This is a genomic window from Streptomyces sp. P5F9 (assembly GCF_057961495.1).
Map to the genome: position 1 here is coordinate 1 of NZ_JBXVPZ010000082.1, position 15856 is coordinate 15856.

Sequence of the window (15856 nt, forward strand, 5' to 3'; positions counted from 1 at the left end):
GTCGCCCCCTGTCCCCGGGCCCGCTCCGTAGGCTGCTCGCAGGGTTCCGCCCCGAGCCCGACCTCGCCACACCCACCGCGCTCCCCGAGCTGCGCAGCCCGCGCTCGGGCCGCCCCGCCCGGCGCGGCCCTCGTCGTCGGCGCCCGCGGCCCGGTGCCGCCCTCCGGATCCCCTTCCTCGCCCGGCTGCGCGTCGGGCGCAAGCTGATGCTCCTGGTGCTGCTCCCGGTGACCGGCATGCTGGCGTTCACCGTGTTCGGCACCGTCTCGCAGTGGCACGACGCACAGGCGATGCGGGACTTCCGTACGGCGACCGCGCTGTCGTTCAGGACCACCGCGCTGACCGACGCCATCGCCGGGGAACGGATCGCCGCCGTGAAGGCCCGGCTGCGTCCCGGAGCGGCGACCCTGAAGGAACGCTCCGGTGCGCAGCACGTCACCGACCAGGCCCTGAACGCGGCCCTCCTGGGCGCGGCCGGCTGGACCGGGCCGTCCGACGTAGCGGGCCGGCTCGACGCGCGGAACCGCCAACTGCACGCCCTGCGGCTCCAGTCGGGGACAGGCTCGCTCACCGCGCCCCAACTCGCCGCCCAGTACGACACGATCGAGGACGACCTCCTGGAGCTGGCCGCCACCCTGGAGTCCGGCCGGCCGACCCGCACCTCCGGGCAGGCGGCCGACGCCCACATCGCGCTCCTGAACGCCATCGAGGCCGCCGAACGCGAACGCACCGAACTGGCCGTGCTGTTCGACACCTCCGACGCCCCGCACGCCACCGCCACGGACCGCTGGTCGGCCCTGGAGAAGGCGCTCCTGGACGACTTCGACCGGACCGCGCCCGCCGCCCTCAAGGGCAGGCTCTACGTCGTCCTCCTCCAGCACCCCGGCCTCGTCGTCCGCACGACCCGCGAGACCCTCGCAGACCCGCACGCCAAGAAGAACGCCTGGCCCACGTACGCCGATTGGCTGACCGCCTCGACCCAGCGCATCGAGTCGCTGCGCGTCATCCAGCACCAGGCCGCCGCCGAGTTGGGCCGCGTCGCCGCCCGGGACCTCGACACCGCACGCACGCGTGAGGCACGCGACCTCAGCATGTCGCTGGCCGTCCTGGCCGCCGTCACCGTCCTCGCCCTGACCCTGCGTCTGTCGATCACCCGCCCCCTCAGCGAGGTCTCCGCGGGCGCCCGCGCGCTCTCCGAGGGCGATCTGTCGTACGACATCCGGTACGCGGGCCGGGACGAACTCGGCGCCGTCGCCGACACGTTCCGCGAACTGCGGGTCACCACCGAACGGCTCGCCGGCGAGATCAACACCATGAACACGGCGATCGACGACAACCGGCTCGGCCACCGCGCGGACGTCGCCGCGTTCGAGGGGACCTGGGCGCAGCTGCTCGGCGGCATGAACGGCACCATGGCGTCCTTCGCCGCCGCACACGGGCGGCGCGACAAGGCCGAGCAGGAGCTGGCGAGCATCTTCCACCTCTCCCTCGACCTGTTGTGCATCGCGGGACTCGACGGCCACTTCAAGCGCGTGAACCCCGCCTTCGAGCGGACCCTCGGCCACTCCGCCGACGCACTCCTGGGCAGACCCTGGCTGGAGTTCGTGCACCCGGAGGACCGGGCACGCACGCGTGCCGCCCTCGACCGGCTGGCGAGCGGCGTCGAACTGGCCGAGTTCGAGAATCGCCTCCTCCGGGACGACGGCACCGAACGCTGGCTCCAGTGGAACGCCCGCCCGGTCACCGCGGACGGCCTGATCTACGCCGCCGCACGCGACGTCACCGACAGCCGCCGCGCCGCCCGCGAACAGACCGCACTGCGCCGGGTCGCCACCCTCGTCGCGCGCGGGGTGCCACCGCACGAGGTGTTCTCCGAAGTCGCCGACCAGGTGGGCAAGGTCCTGAGCAGCGGCTCCGCCACGGTCCTGCGCTACGGCGCCGACGGGGCCGCCACCGTCCTCGGTTCCGCCCGCGGGGGCGCCGCCGAGGCCGAGACGGCCGCCGCGGCGGAGGTGGCGCGCACCGCCCGCCCCGCGCGCGTGGGCCGCTCGGTGGGCGCCCCCATCGTCGTGGACGACCGGCTGTGGGGTGCCGTCGTCGCGGCCGCCGCCGGCACCGAACCGCTGCCCCCGGGCACCGAGTCCCGGCTCGCCGACTTCACCGAACTCGTCGCCACCGCCCTCGCCAACGCCGACAGCCGCGACCAGCTCACCACGTCACGCGCGCGCGTGGTGGCCGCCGGGGACGCCTCCAGACGCCGTATCGAACGCGATCTGCACGACGGCGTCCAACAGCGGCTCGTCTCGCTCCAACTCGACCTCAGAATGGCCCAGTCGATGCTGGACGAGCAGCCGGAGGAACTCGCCGAGCAGCTGGACCACATCGCCAAGGGCCTGGACGACACCTTCGCCGACCTGTTGCAGGTCGCGCGCGGCATCCACCCCGCGATCCTCTCCAAGGGCGGCCTGGGCCCGGCCCTGCGCGCGCTGGCCCGGCGCTCCGCCGTCCCCGTGGAACTCGATCTGCGCCTGCCCGCGGGCCGTCTCCCGGAGCGGATCGAGGTCGCCGTCTACTACGTGACCTCCGAGTGCCTCACCAACGCCGTCAAGCACGCGCGGGCGAGCTTCGTGGCGGTGTCGGCGCTGGTCGAGGACGACGTCCTGGAGGTGACGATCGCCGACGACGGAGTGGGCGGCGCCGACCTCGGGCACGGCTCCGGGCTCATCGGACTCGTCGACCGCGTCGAGGCGATCGGCGGCAAGCTGCACGTCGCCAGCCCGCCGGGGGAGGGCACGACCCTCACCGTACGACTGCCGCTTCCCCGGACGGAGGGGTGACCGCCCGAGGCGTACGCGACGGGGGTCCAGGCCGGGGGAACCATGGACTCGGTGACGTCGCGTACGCGTCGGGCGGTCTACTCGGACGGAGGGGCAGCCGTCCGGCTTCAGGGGTGCTCCGACGTTCTGGCACGTAGGCGCTTGGCGCGGACCACGTCGGGGTCCCGCGGGTCGAGGAGGTCCTTCAGGGACCGCGTGTCGTCCTCGTACGGACGGCCACGGACCGACCGCCGTCGTCTGTCCGCCCGTGTCCGCCGCATCTCCCGCAGCCCTTCCGCCCTGCCGACCCGGGGCCCTCGCCTCGCGCCCGGGTGACGGGTCCGCCCGCATGCGCACTGCTTCGAGAATGGCCCGGACACGGCGCCACGTCTTCACGGTCACCCCCCAATTCCCTTACCCGCTAGCCGTACCCGACCCGGTCCGGCAGGCTGTGCGTGGCGCACCGCACCGGTCGGGCAAGGGGAGCCGTGACGATGGACGCATCGCAGCAGACCGCGCGGGGACGGGTCGTCCTCGCCGACGACGACGTCCTGCTCAGGGAGGGTCTCGCGAGCCTGTGCGAACGCCTGGGCTACGAGGTCGCGGGCCAGGCCGGCGACGCGGTACGGCTCCTGGAACTGGTCGACGCCGAGCGGCCCGACCTCGCGATCGTCGACATCAGGATGCCCCCCGACCACTCCACCGAGGGCCTGAAGGCGGCCCGGACGATCCGTGAACGCCACCCCGACACCGGCATCCTCGTGCTGTCCGCGTTCGTCGAGGTCGAGGAGGCCCTGGAACTGCTGGCCGGCGGCCACAAGGTCGGCTATCTCCTCAAGAGCCGGATCACGGTCGTCGACGAGTTCGTCGAGGCCCTCGACCGCATCCACAAGGGCGGCTCGGTCGTCGACCCCTCCCTGGTGCACGAGCTGTTCTCGGCGCAGCGCCGCGACGACCCGCTGTCCGTCCTCAGCGCCCGTGAGCGCGAGGTCCTGGCGCTGATGGCGGAGGGCCGCTCCAACGCCGGCATCGGCCGCCGGCTGTGGGTCACCGAAGGCACCGTCGAGAAGCACGTCCGCAGCATCCTGGGCAAACTCCGCCTTCCGGAAGCCCCCGACGACCACCGCCGTGTCCTGGCCGTTCTCACGTTTCTGGAGTCCAGATAGGAGTCCCGCTCGGAGTACCGGCCGGACACCCGGCAAGAGTTCCGCCGGGCGTGTCCGGCGTTGTCCACAGCCCCACCGCGCTGTCACTCCGCGCCAGTAGGGTGGGAAACATGGCCGATCCCTCCAGCTACCGCCCCAGGCCGGGAGAGATCCCGGACTCGCCCGGGGTCTACAAGTTCCGCGACGAGCACCGCCGGGTGATCTACGTCGGAAAGGCGAAGAGCCTGCGCCAGCGCCTGGCGAACTACTTCCAGGACCTGGCCGGACTCCACCCGCGCACGCGCACGATGGTCACCACGGCCGCGTCGGTGGAGTGGACGGTGGTGTCCACGGAGGTCGAGGCACTCCAGCTGGAGTACTCCTGGATCAAGGAGTACGACCCCCGGTTCAACGTCAAGTACCGCGACGACAAGAGCTACCCGTACCTCGCGGTGACGATGAACGAGGAGTACCCGCGCGTGCAGGTGATGCGCGGTCACAAGAAGAAGGGCGTCCGCTACTTCGGGCCGTACGGACACGCCTGGGCGATCCGCGACACGGTGGACCTCCTGCTGCGCGTGTTCCCCGTCCGCACCTGCTCGGCCGGCGTCTTCAAGAACGCGGCGCGCACCGGCCGCCCCTGTCTGCTCGGCTACATCGGCAAGTGCTCCGCTCCTTGCGTCGGCCGCGTCTCCGAGGAGGAGCACCGCGAACTGGCCGAGGAGTTCAGCGACTTCATGGCCGGCCGCACCGGCACGTACATCCGCCGTCTGGAGAAACAGATGACGGACGCGGCCGAGGATATGGAGTACGAACGGGCCGCCCGCCTGCGCGACGACATCGACGCCCTCAAGAAGGCCATGGAGAAGAGCGCGGTCGTCCTCGCCGACGCGACCGACGCCGACCTGATCGCCGTCGCCGAGGACGAGTTGGAGGCGGCCGTCCAGATCTTCCACGTCCGCGGCGGACGCGTGCGTGGCCAGCGCGGCTGGGTCACCGACAAGGTCGAGGACGTCACCACCGCGGCCCTCGTCGAGCACGCCCTCCAGCAGCTCTACGGCGAGGAGACCGGGGACTCCGTCCCCAAGGAGGTCCTCGTCCCGGCCCTGCCCGACCCGGTGGAGCCGGTCCAGCAGTGGCTGACCGACCGGCGCGGGGCGAACGTGTCGCTGCGCATCCCGCAGCGCGGCGACAAGAAGTCCCTCATGGAGACCGTCGCGCGCAACGCCCAGCAGTCGCTGATCCTCCACAAGACCAAGCGCGCCTCCGACCTCACCACCCGCTCGCGCGCGCTGGAGGAGATCTCCGAGGCCCTCGACCTGGACAGCGCCCCCCTCAGGATCGAGTGCTACGACATCTCGCACCTCCAGGGCGACGACGTCGTGGCATCGATGGTCGTCTTCGAGGACGGGCTGGCGCGCAAGAGCGAGTACCGCCGCTTCCAGATCAAGGGCTTCGAGGGCCAGGACGACGTCCGCTCCATGCACGAGGTGATCACCCGCCGCTTCCGGCGCTATCTCGCCGAGAAGGAGAAGACGGGGGAGTGGACGGACGGCGACGAGCTGAGGGACCTCAAGGACGACGAGGGCCGCCCCAAGCGGTTCGCCTACCCGCCGCAGCTCGTCGTGGTCGACGGCGGGCAGCCGCAGGTCGCCGCCGCCAAGAAGGCCCTCGACGAGTTGGGCATCGACGACATCGCCGTGTGCGGCCTCGCCAAGCGCCTGGAGGAGGTCTGGCTCCCGGACGACGACGACCCGGTGGTCCTGCCCCGCACCAGCGAGGGCCTCTACCTCCTCCAGCGCGTCCGCGACGAGGCCCACCGCTTCGCGATCACCTATCAGCGGGCCAAGCGGGCCAAGCGGTTCCGGGCGAGCCCCCTGGACGACGTGCCCGGCCTCGGCGAGACACGCAAGCAGGCACTGATCAAGCACTTCGGTTCGGTGAAGAAGCTGCGATCCGCGACAATCGACCAGATCTGCGAGGTTCCGGGCATAGGTCGCAAGACCGCCGAGACCATCGCGGTGGCCCTCGCCCAGGCGGCCCCGGCCGCACCCGCCGTGAACACGGCGACTGGAGAGATCATGGAAGACATGGAAGACGGGACACCCGGGACCACGGCCGGTGCCCCAGGGGAGCCCGTACCCGCGGGAGCCCCGGACGAGCGACGGGGGCAGGAGACATGACCGAACAAGAGAAGCAGCCCACAGCGGACCGAGATCGGACGCACAAGGAAACCGGCGACGATCAGGCTCCGCAGCAAGAGGTCCAGGACGACGGAGCACAGGTGAGTACGGACAGCACGACACCCGGGGTGCCCGAAGCGGCCATCCCCGAACTGGTGATCATCTCCGGGATGTCCGGAGCCGGGCGGTCCACCGCCGCCAAGTGTCTGGAGGACCTCGGCTGGTTCGTCGTCGACAACCTCCCGCCCGCCCTGATCCCCACCATGGTGGAGCTCGGCGCCCGCTCCCAGGGCAACGTGGCACGCATCGCGGTCGTCGTCGACGTACGCGGACGGCGCTTCTTCGACAACCTCCGCGAGTCCCTCGCCGACCTGGAGTCGAAGAACGTCACCCGGCGGATCGTCTTCCTGGAGTCCTCCGACGACGCCCTGGTGCGCCGCTTCGAGTCGGTGCGCCGCCCCCACCCCCTCCAGGGCGACGGCCGCATCGTCGACGGCATCGACGCCGAACGCGAGCTGCTGCGCGAACTGCGCGGCGACGCCGACCTCGTCATCGACACCTCCAGCCTCAACGTCCACGAACTGCGCGCCAAGATGGACGCCCAGTTCGCCGGCGAGGAGGAGCCCGAACTGCGGGCCACCGTCATGTCCTTCGGCTTCAAGTACGGCCTTCCGGTCGACGCCGACCTCGTCGCCGACATGCGCTTCCTGCCCAACCCGCACTGGATCCCGGAGCTGCGCCCCTTCAACGGCCTCAACGAAGAGGTCTCGGCGTACGTCTTCAACCAGCCCGGCGCCAAGGAGTTCCTCGACCGCTACGCCGAGCTGCTGAGGCTCATCGCGGCCGGCTACCGGCGCGAGGGCAAGCGGTACGTGACGATCGCGATCGGCTGCACCGGCGGCAAGCACCGCTCGGTCGCCACGGCGGAGAAGCTCGCCGCGCGGCTCGTGGCCGAGGGCGTCGAGACGGTGGTCGTGCACCGGGACATGGGACGGGAATGACAGGACGTAGCCCACGGCTGGGCAGGCTGCGCCGAGTGGTGCCCGAAGGACGGACGACCAGGCCTGTCGAGGCCCGCGGCGGCAAGCCGCGCCGGCGCGGCACCCAGCCCAAGGTGGTCGCCCTCGGCGGCGGCATGGGCCTGTCCGCCTCGCTCACCGCGCTGCGCCGCATCACCGGCGACCTCACCGCCGTCGTCACCGTGGCCGACGACGGCGGCTCCAGCGGACGCCTGCGCGACGAACTGGGCGTGCTGCCCCCCGGGGACCTCCGCAAGGCCCTCGCCGCGCTGTGCGGCGACGACGACTGGGGCCAGACCTGGGCCCGCGTCATCCAGCACCGCTTCCAGTCCAAGGGCGACCTGCACGAACACGCGGTCGGCAATCTGCTGATCGTCGCCCTGTGGGAACAGCTCGGCGACCACGTCCAGGCCCTCGACCTGGTCGGCAAGCTGCTCGGCGCGCACGGGCGCGTGCTGCCCATGTCCGCCGTACCGCTCGAACTCCAGGCACTGGTCAAGGGGCACGATCCGGCGCGTCCCGACGACGTCGACACAGTCCGGGGACAGGCGACCGTGGCGCTCACACCCGGCGAGGTGATGTCCGTGCACGTCGTGCCGCACGACCCGCCGGCCGTGCCCGAGGCCGTCGCCGCCGTGCTCGACGCGGACTGGGTGGTGCTCGGTCCCGGCTCCTGGTTCTCGTCGGTGATCCCGCATCTGCTGGTGCCGGAACTGCTCGACGCGCTCACCGAGACGAAGGCGCGCCGGGTACTCTCCCTGAACCTCGCGCCGCAGCCCGGAGAAACCGATGGCTTCTCCCCGCAGCGTCATTTGGAGGTTTTGGGACGACACGCCCCTAAACTCGCCCTGGACGTGGTGCTGGCCGACGAGGCCGCCGTGCCCGATCGCGCGTCGCTCACCGAAGCCGCCAAGCGGCTGGACGCCGCGGTCGAGCTGGCGCCGGTGGCCCGGACCGACGGAACTCCAAGGCACGACCCGGAGCTGTTGGCCGCCGCGTACGACCGTATTTTTCGGATGCATGGAAGGATCGGCCCATGGCGATGACGGCAGCGGTGAAGGATGAGATCTCCCGGCTCCCCGTCACCCGGACCTGCTGCAGGAAGGCGGAGGTCTCCGCCATTCTGCGGTTCGCCGGAGGCCTCCACCTGGTGAGCGGGCGCATCGTGATCGAGGCGGAGCTGGACACCGCGATGGCGGCGCGGCGGCTCAAGCGGGACATCCTGGAGATCTTCGGCCACAGCTCCGAACTGATCGTGATGGCGCCCGGCGGCCTGCGCCGCGGCTCCCGTTACGTCGTCCGGGTGGTCGCGGGCGGTGATCAGCTGGCCCGGCAGACAGGGCTCGTGGACGGCCGTGGCCGCCCCATCCGGGGCCTGCCGCCGCAGGTCGTCTCGGGAGCCACCTGCGACGCGGAGGCGGCCTGGAGAGGCGCGTTCCTGGCCCACGGCTCGCTGACCGAGCCCGGCCGGTCCTCCTCCCTGGAGGTGACCTGCCCGGGTCCGGAGGCCGCGCTCGCACTGGTCGGCGCCGCGCGCCGGCTGTCGATCGCGGCGAAGGCGCGCGAGGTGCGCGGGGTCGACCGCGTGGTCGTCCGTGACGGCGACGCGATCGGCGCCCTGCTCACCCGGCTGGGCGCCCACGAGTCGGTGCTGGCCTGGGAGGAGCGCCGGATGCGCCGCGAAGTGCGCGCCACGGCGAACCGGCTCGCCAACTTCGACGACGCGAACCTGCGCCGCTCGGCCCGCGCGGCCGTCGCCGCCGGAGCCCGCGTGCAGCGCGCGCTGGAGATTCTCGCCGACGAGGTTCCCGAGCACCTCGCGGCGGCCGGGCGGCTCCGCATGGACCACAAGCAGGCCTCCCTGGAGGAACTCGGCGCCCTCGCCGACCCGCCCCTGACCAAGGACGCGGTGGCCGGCCGTATCCGCCGACTCCTGGCGATGGCCGACAAGCGCGCCCAGGACCTCGGCATCCCGGGCACGGAGTCCAGCATCACCGAGGAGATGGCCGACAACATGGTCGGCTGACGATCACTCGACACGGATCGGCCGATGATCCGTCAATACGCCGGTGCCGATGCCCACTTGGGGCGGCGGCACCGGCGTTTCGTTGTCGTCGGGCCCCCTTGGCCGACTACTGACGAACCGTTGACACGCCGACGCGGGCGCCCTTTCGGGCCCGACGGCCGATCAGGCCGGGGGCAATCAACGGCCCGCACCCCGGAGGTCCCCGTTTGACCGTCCTTGAGGCCCCCTTGACTCGATCATGAAGTGTCATGAGCCTGGCAACTGTTCGTCGCTGTGGCGAACGACTGCTAGGGGGATTCATGAGACACAGAGCGAGATCGATCCTCGCTGTCGGCGCCCTCCTGATCGCTGGTGCGAGCATCGCACCCATCGCCCAGGCGCAGGGCGGGAGTTCGACGAAGTCCGACCCCGCCGAGGTCAAGGTCTTCCACGCCGACGTCACCCAGAAGCAGATACCCCTGCTCCTGAAGGCCGGACAGGACGCCCACGAACTCGGCGACAACCAGTTCTCGGCCTCCGGCAAGACCGCCGTCGAGGTCTACCTCACCGACCAGCAGGCCCAGAAGCTGGAGAAGCAGGGCGTCGACCTCACCGAGCACACCCTGTCGGCCAAGGCCGAGACGCGGGTCGAGGACGCGGCGCAGGGGGTGTTCCGCCCGTACAGCGGAAGCGGCGGCCTCGAAGAGGAGATCGTCAGGACGGGCCAGGCCAATCCCGGTCTCACCAAGGTCGAGTCCATCGGCAAGACGATCGACGGCCAGGACATCCTCGCGCTCAAACTGACCAAGAACGCGAAGAAGACCAAGGACGGCTCCAAGCCCTCGGTGCTGTACGTGTCCAACCAGCACGCGCGCGAGTGGATCACGCCGGAGATGACCCGCCGGCTGATGCACTACTACCTGGACAACTACAAGACCGACAAGCGCATCAAGAAGATCGTCGACTCCACGGAGCTGTGGTTCGTGCTGTCCGCCAACCCGGACGGCTACGACTACACCTTCCAGAACTCCGACACCCGCCTGTGGCGCAAGAACCTGCGGGACGTCAACGGCGACGGCACCATCTCCACCGGCGACGGCGTCGACCTCAACCGCAACTTCGCCTACAAGTGGGGCTACGACGACGAGGGTTCGTCCCCGAACCCCACGAGTGAGACCTATCGCGGAACGGCTCCTGCCTCCGAACCGGAGACCCAGGCGCTCGACAGCTTCGAGAAGCGCATCGGCTTCACCTACGGCATCAACTACCACTCCGCCGCCGAACTCCTCCTCTACGGAGTCGGCTGGCAGGTCGCGACGCCGACCCCGGACGACGTGCTCTACAAGTCCCTCGCGGGCACCCCGGAAAACCCGGCGATCCCCGGCTACCGCTCGCAGGTCTCCTCGGAGCTGTACACGACCAACGGCGAGGCGGACGGCCACGCGTCGAACGTCAACAGCATGTCGATGTTCACCCCCGAGATGTCGACCTGCCAGACCGCGTCGAACATCGACCCGAACGACGCCTGGAACGCGGCCGACTGCCAGTCGGTCTTCAACTTCCCCGACGACGAGAAGCTGATCCAGGACGAGTTCGCGAAGAACGTCCCCTTCGCGCTCTCCGTCGCCGAGACCGCCGTCCACCCCGACCAGCCCACGTCGTCGGTCGGCCTCGGCGCCGCCGACTTCACCCCGGCCGCCTTCCCGACGTCGTACTCGCGCGGCGCCGACCAGAAGGTCTCCGTCGTCGCACGGAAGTCCGTGCGCGACAAGGAGCTCAAGTACCGCGTCAACGGCGGCCGTACGGAGGACATGGCACTGAAGCCCTGGAAGGGCGGCCAGACCTACGGCGGGGACGACAACCTGTACTTCGACGAGTACCGGGCCAAGGTCAAGGACGGCGACCCGGGCGACAAGGTCGAGGTCTGGTTCACCGGCGAGACGAAGGCCGGGAAGCCCACCTCCAGCGCGCACTTCACGTACATGGTGGCCAAGCGGCCCGCGGCCGACACGCTCGTCGTCGCCGAGGAGGGCGCTGCCGCGACGCAGGCGCAGACCTACGTCGACGCCCTGAAGGCGGACGGTCGTAAGGCGGTCGTCTGGGACGTCGCCACGCAGGGCGCGCCCGACGCGCTCGGCGTACTCGACCACTTCAAGACCGTCGTCCACTACTCGGGCACGGCGGGACCGGGCAACGACACCCAGCTCCAGCTGCGCGCCTTCCTCAACGAGGGCGGCAAGCTGATCGAGGCCGGCGAGCGGGCGGGTGGCTCCGTCGACCTCGGCGACGGCACCCCCTCGAACGACTTCAGCCAGTACTACCTGGGCGCCTACTCGCGTACGTCCCTCCCCGGGGCCACCGGTTTCACCGGCTCCGGCAAGCTCGCCGGCTTCACCGGGCCGCTCAGCGGCGCGCCCGGCAACCCGCTGGACCGGGCGGGCAGTTACAGCGTCACCTCCGACTCGCTGCCCCCGGCCACGTACCCGCAGTTCGCGAGTGCCGGGGCGGGCCAGTTCGCCGGGACCGTCAACCCGTACGGGCCCTATGCGGGCTCCTACATGGCCGCCGCCGTCCACACCGACGACGCCTACAAGCGCCTCACCCGCACCGTCGACCTCACCAGGGTGAGCGCGGCCGACAAGCCCACGCTGCGCAGCGAACTGCTGTGGGACACCGAGCCCGGCTACGACCATGCCGTGGTCGAGATCCACACCACCGGGGCCGACGACTGGACCACGCTCCCGGAGGTCGGCGGCGCCACCAGCACCGCCCTGCCCTCGGAGTGCGAGGCCGGGTTCCTCGTCGGCGAACACCCGTGGCTCAAGCACTACCTGACCTTCTCCGCCAGTGGCTGCACCGCGACCGGCACCACCGGCTCGTGGAACAGCTTCACCGGCGCCTCCAACGGCTGGCAGCAGGTCGGCTTCGACCTGAGCGCCTACGCGGGCAAGTCGGTGGAGGTCTCGCTCAGTTACATCACCGACCCGGGCTCCGGCGGTCACGGCGTCCTCGCCGACGACACCTCGCTCGTCGTGGGCGGCACGGCGACCCAGACCGAGGGCTTCGAGACCTCGCTCGGCGCCTGGAGCGTGACCGGACCGCCCCCGGGCAGCCCGGCGGTCCTGAAGGACTGGACCCGCACCGGAGCCCTGTTCCAGACGTACGGCGCGGTCACCACCGACCGCACCGTGCTGCTCGGCTTCGGCCTGGAGCAGGTCACCTCGGCGACCGACCGCGCGGCCCTGCTCAAGAAGGCGCTGACGGCTCTGAGCAGCTGACCCCGTGTGACGATGTCATGAACATCAAGGGCGGTCCGTACCCCTACTGGCGGGTACGGACCGCCCTGCCGTGTATGGGGCATCTCGATGTCACCACGGAGGGCTCAGGGAGGTAGGGTCGTAGGCGGTCGGGGACATCCCATACAACTCGCCGGCACTGAGCCGGCGTACCAACGAGGAGATCGGTTCGTGACGATCCGCGTAGGCATCAACGGCTTTGGCCGCATCGGTCGTAACTACTTCCGCGCGCTGCTGAAGCAGGGTGCTGACATCGAGATCGTGGCTGTCAACGACCTGGGTGACACCGCGACCACCGCTCACCTGCTCAAGTACGACACCATCCTGGGCCGTCTCCAGGCCGAGGTGTCGCACACCGCCGACACGATCACCGTCGACGGGCACACGATCAAGGTCCTGTCCGAGCGCAACCCCGCCGACATCCCGTGGGGCGAGCTGGGCGTCGACATCGTCATCGAGTCGACCGGCATCTTCACGAAGAAGGCCGACGCCGAGAAGCACATCGCCGGCGGCGCCAAGAAGGTCCTCATCTCGGCTCCGGCCAAGGACGAGGACATCACGATCGTGATGGGCGTCAACCAGGACAAGTACGACGCGGCCAACCACCACGTCATCTCGAACGCCTCCTGCACCACCAACTGTGTGGCGCCGATGGCCAAGGTTCTCGACGAGAACTTCGGCATCGTCAAGGGCCTGATGACGACGGTCCACGCGTACACGAACGACCAGCGCATCCTGGACTTCCCGCACTCGGACCTGCGCCGCGCGCGTGCCGCCGCCGAGAACATCATCCCGACCACGACCGGTGCCGCCAAGGCCACCGCCCTGGTCCTCCCGCAGCTCAAGGGCAAGCTGGACGGCATCGCGATGCGCGTCCCGGTCCCGACCGGTTCGGCCACCGACCTGGTCGTGACGCTGCAGCGCGAGGTCACCAAGGACGAGGTCAACGCCGCGTTCAAGAAGGCCTCCGACGACGGCGACCTCAAGGGTTACCTGTCCTACACCGAGGACCCGATCGTCTCCTCGGACATCGTCGGCGACCAGGCCTCCTGCACCTTCGACTCCCTCCTGACCATGGTCCAGGACGGCAACACGGTGAAGATCCTCGGCTGGTACGACAACGAGTGGGGCTACTCCAACCGCCTCGTCGACCTCACGGTCTTCGTCGGCGGCCAGCTCTAACTCCCAGAGCAGGCAACTCGATGTGAGTCAGGGCTCGGGCAGCGCACGCCGCGCTGTCCGAGCCCTTGCTACGTAGTGTCCGAGCCTTTGCTACGTAGTGATCGATCAGCCCTCTCGGATCTGAAGAGCCCTCCCTAGGAGTCCCTTTATGAAGACGATCGACGAACTTCTCGCCGAAGGCGTGGACGGCAAGCGGGTCTTCGTCCGCGCCGACCTCAACGTTCCGCTGGCCGACGGCCTCATCACCGACGACGGCCGTATCCGCGCCGTGTTGCCCACGATCAAGGCCCTCGCCGAGGCGGGCGCCAAGGTGATCGTGGCCTCGCACCTGGGCCGCCCCAAGGGCGCCCCGGACCCGGCCTTCTCCCTCCTCCAGCCGGCCGAGCGCCTCGCCGAACTCCTCGGCGCGCCGGTCGCGTTCGCCCAGGACACCGTCGGCCCCGCCGCCCACGACGCGGTGCGCGGCCTCGAACCCGGCCAGGTCGCGGTCATCGAGAACCTGCGCTTCAACCCGGGCGAGACATCCAAGGACGACGTCGAGCGCGGCGAGTTCGCCGACCAGCTCGCCGCCCTGGCGGACGTCTACGTAGGCGACGGTTTCGGTGCCGTGCACCGCAAGCACGCCTCCGTGTACGACCTCCCGGCCCGCCTGCCGCACTACGCGGGCTACCTCATCGCCACCGAGGTCGGCGTCCTGAAGAAGCTCACCGAGGACGTCAAGCGGCCCTACGTGGTCGCCCTCGGCGGCTCCAAGGTCTCCGACAAGCTCGCCGTCATCGACCAGCTGCTCGGCAAGGCCGACCGCATCCTCATCGGCGGCGGCATGGCCTTCACCTTCCTCAAGGCCCAGGGCTACGAGATCGGCGCCTCCCTGGTACAGGACGACCAGATTCCCGCCGTCACCGAGTACGTCGAGCGCGCCGAGAAGAACGGCGTCGAGCTGGTCGTCCCGGTCGACGTCGTGACCGCGTCCGCGTTCCCGGACCTGAAGACGAAGGCCCCGTCCAACCCCACCACCGTCGCCGCGGACGCCATCCCGGCCGACCAGATGGGCCTCGACATCGGTCCCGAGACCGGTGCCCTGTACGCCTCGAAGCTCGCCGACGCGGCCACCATCTTCTGGAACGGTCCGATGGGCGTCTTCGAACACCCCGACTACGCCGAGGGCACCAAAGCGGTCGCCCAGGCCCTTCTCGACTCCCCGGCCTTCACGGTCGTCGGCGGTGGCGACTCCGCCGCGGCCGTCCGCATCCTGGGCTTCGACGAGACCGCATTCGGCCACATCTCGACCGGCGGTGGCGCCTCCCTCGAATACCTAGAGGGCAAGACGCTCCCCGGCCTCGCCGCACTGGAGGACTGACCCCAATGGCTCCATCTATTTCCTCTGGGCGCACGCCGATCATGGCGGGCAACTGGAAGATGAACCTCAACCACCTTGAGGCCATCGCCCACGTCCAGAAGCTCGCCTTCGCCCTCGCGGACAAGGACTACGAGGCCGTCGAGGTCGCCGTCCTGCCGCCCTTCACCGACCTGCGCTCCGTGCAGACCCTGGTCGACGGCGACAAGCTCAAGATCAAGTACGGTGCCCAGGACATCTCGGCGCACGACTCCGGCGCCTACACCGGCGAGATCTCCGGTGCGATGCTGGCCAAGCTGAAGTGCACGTACGTGGCCATCGGCCACTCCGAGCGCCGTCAGTACCACGCGGAGACCGACGAGATCGTCAACGCGAAGGTCAAGGCCGCCTACAAGCACGGCCTGACCCCGATCCTCTGCGTCGGCGAGGAACTCGACGTCCGCGAGGCGGGCAACCACGTCGCCCACACCCTCTCCCAGGTCGAGGGCGGCCTCAAGGACGTCCCGGCCGAGCAGGCCGAGTCCATCGTCATCGCCTACGAGCCCGTCTGGGCCATCGGCACCGGCAAGGTCTGCGGCGCCGGCGACGCCCAGGAGGTCTGCCAGGCCATCCGCGGCAAGCTCGCCGAGCTGTACTCACAGGAGCTGGCCGACCAGGTCCGCATCCAGTACGGCGGCTCCGTCAAGTCCGGCAACGTCGCCGAGATCATGGCCCAGCCCGACGTCGACGGCGCCCTGGTCGGCGGTGCCTCGCTGGACGCGGACGAGTTCGTCAAGATCGCGCGCTTCCGCGACCAGTGAGTTCAGCAGTGTGTAGGCGGTAGCCGGGATCCGTCGTACCCTTGCGGGGGCAT

General features: G+C 70.3%; 10 protein-coding genes. All 10 read left to right on the top strand.

Features of this window, described 5'->3' with window-relative positions; genetic code table 11:
* Positions 1-89: 89 nt before the first annotated feature.
* The 10 genes from AC31A1_RS16165 to tpiA all read left to right on the top strand — a co-directional run bounded on the left by AC31A1_RS16165 (position 90) and on the right by tpiA (position 15803).
* On the top strand, positions 90-2837 hold the full coding sequence (locus AC31A1_RS16165) for a PAS domain S-box protein (protein ID WP_489653995.1): 2748 nt from the start codon (positions 90-92) through the stop codon (positions 2835-2837).
* A gap of 473 nt (positions 2838-3310) precedes the next feature.
* Positions 3311-3982, top strand: a complete 672-nt coding sequence (locus tag AC31A1_RS16170; protein ID WP_489653983.1) for a response regulator transcription factor — start codon at positions 3311-3313, stop codon at positions 3980-3982.
* 110 nt (positions 3983-4092) lie between these two features.
* On the top strand, positions 4093-6144 hold the full coding sequence (uvrC, locus tag AC31A1_RS16175; protein ID WP_489653984.1) for an excinuclease ABC subunit UvrC: 2052 nt from the start codon (positions 4093-4095) through the stop codon (positions 6142-6144).
* A complete protein-coding gene (gene rapZ / locus AC31A1_RS16180; protein WP_366494212.1) occupies positions 6141-7145 on the top strand; it encodes an RNase adapter RapZ in 1005 nt (334 codons plus the stop codon). Before uvrC ends, rapZ begins: the two co-directional genes overlap by 4 nt.
* Positions 7142-8209, top strand: coding sequence for a gluconeogenesis factor YvcK family protein (locus AC31A1_RS16185; RefSeq protein ID WP_026150944.1), 1068 nt, complete (start codon positions 7142-7144; stop codon positions 8207-8209). Before rapZ ends, AC31A1_RS16185 begins: the two co-directional genes overlap by 4 nt.
* Entirely contained in the window at positions 8200-9189 is a 990-nt protein-coding gene (gene whiA, locus AC31A1_RS16190) for a DNA-binding protein WhiA (protein WP_019067568.1), read from the top strand. The genes AC31A1_RS16185 and whiA overlap by 10 nt, the downstream gene beginning before the upstream one ends.
* A gap of 299 nt (positions 9190-9488) precedes the next feature.
* On the top strand, positions 9489-12446 hold the full coding sequence (locus AC31A1_RS16195) for a M14 family metallopeptidase (RefSeq protein ID WP_489653985.1): 2958 nt from the start codon (positions 9489-9491) through the stop codon (positions 12444-12446).
* A 189-nt stretch (positions 12447-12635) separates the two neighbouring features.
* Positions 12636-13646 carry a type I glyceraldehyde-3-phosphate dehydrogenase gene (gap, locus tag AC31A1_RS16200; protein ID WP_489653986.1) on the top strand — a complete coding sequence of 337 codons (1011 nt, stop codon included), beginning with the start codon at positions 12636-12638 and terminating at the stop codon, positions 13644-13646.
* A gap of 148 nt (positions 13647-13794) precedes the next feature.
* Positions 13795-15006 (top strand): phosphoglycerate kinase, encoded by a 1212-nt coding sequence (locus tag AC31A1_RS16205; protein WP_489653987.1) that lies wholly within the window; start codon positions 13795-13797, stop codon positions 15004-15006.
* A 41-nt stretch (positions 15007-15047) separates the two neighbouring features.
* Positions 15048-15803: a triose-phosphate isomerase gene (gene tpiA / locus AC31A1_RS16210; protein ID WP_489653996.1), complete on the top strand. Its 756-nt coding sequence runs from the start codon at positions 15048-15050 to the stop codon at positions 15801-15803.
* Positions 15804-15856: the final 53 nt, after the last annotated feature.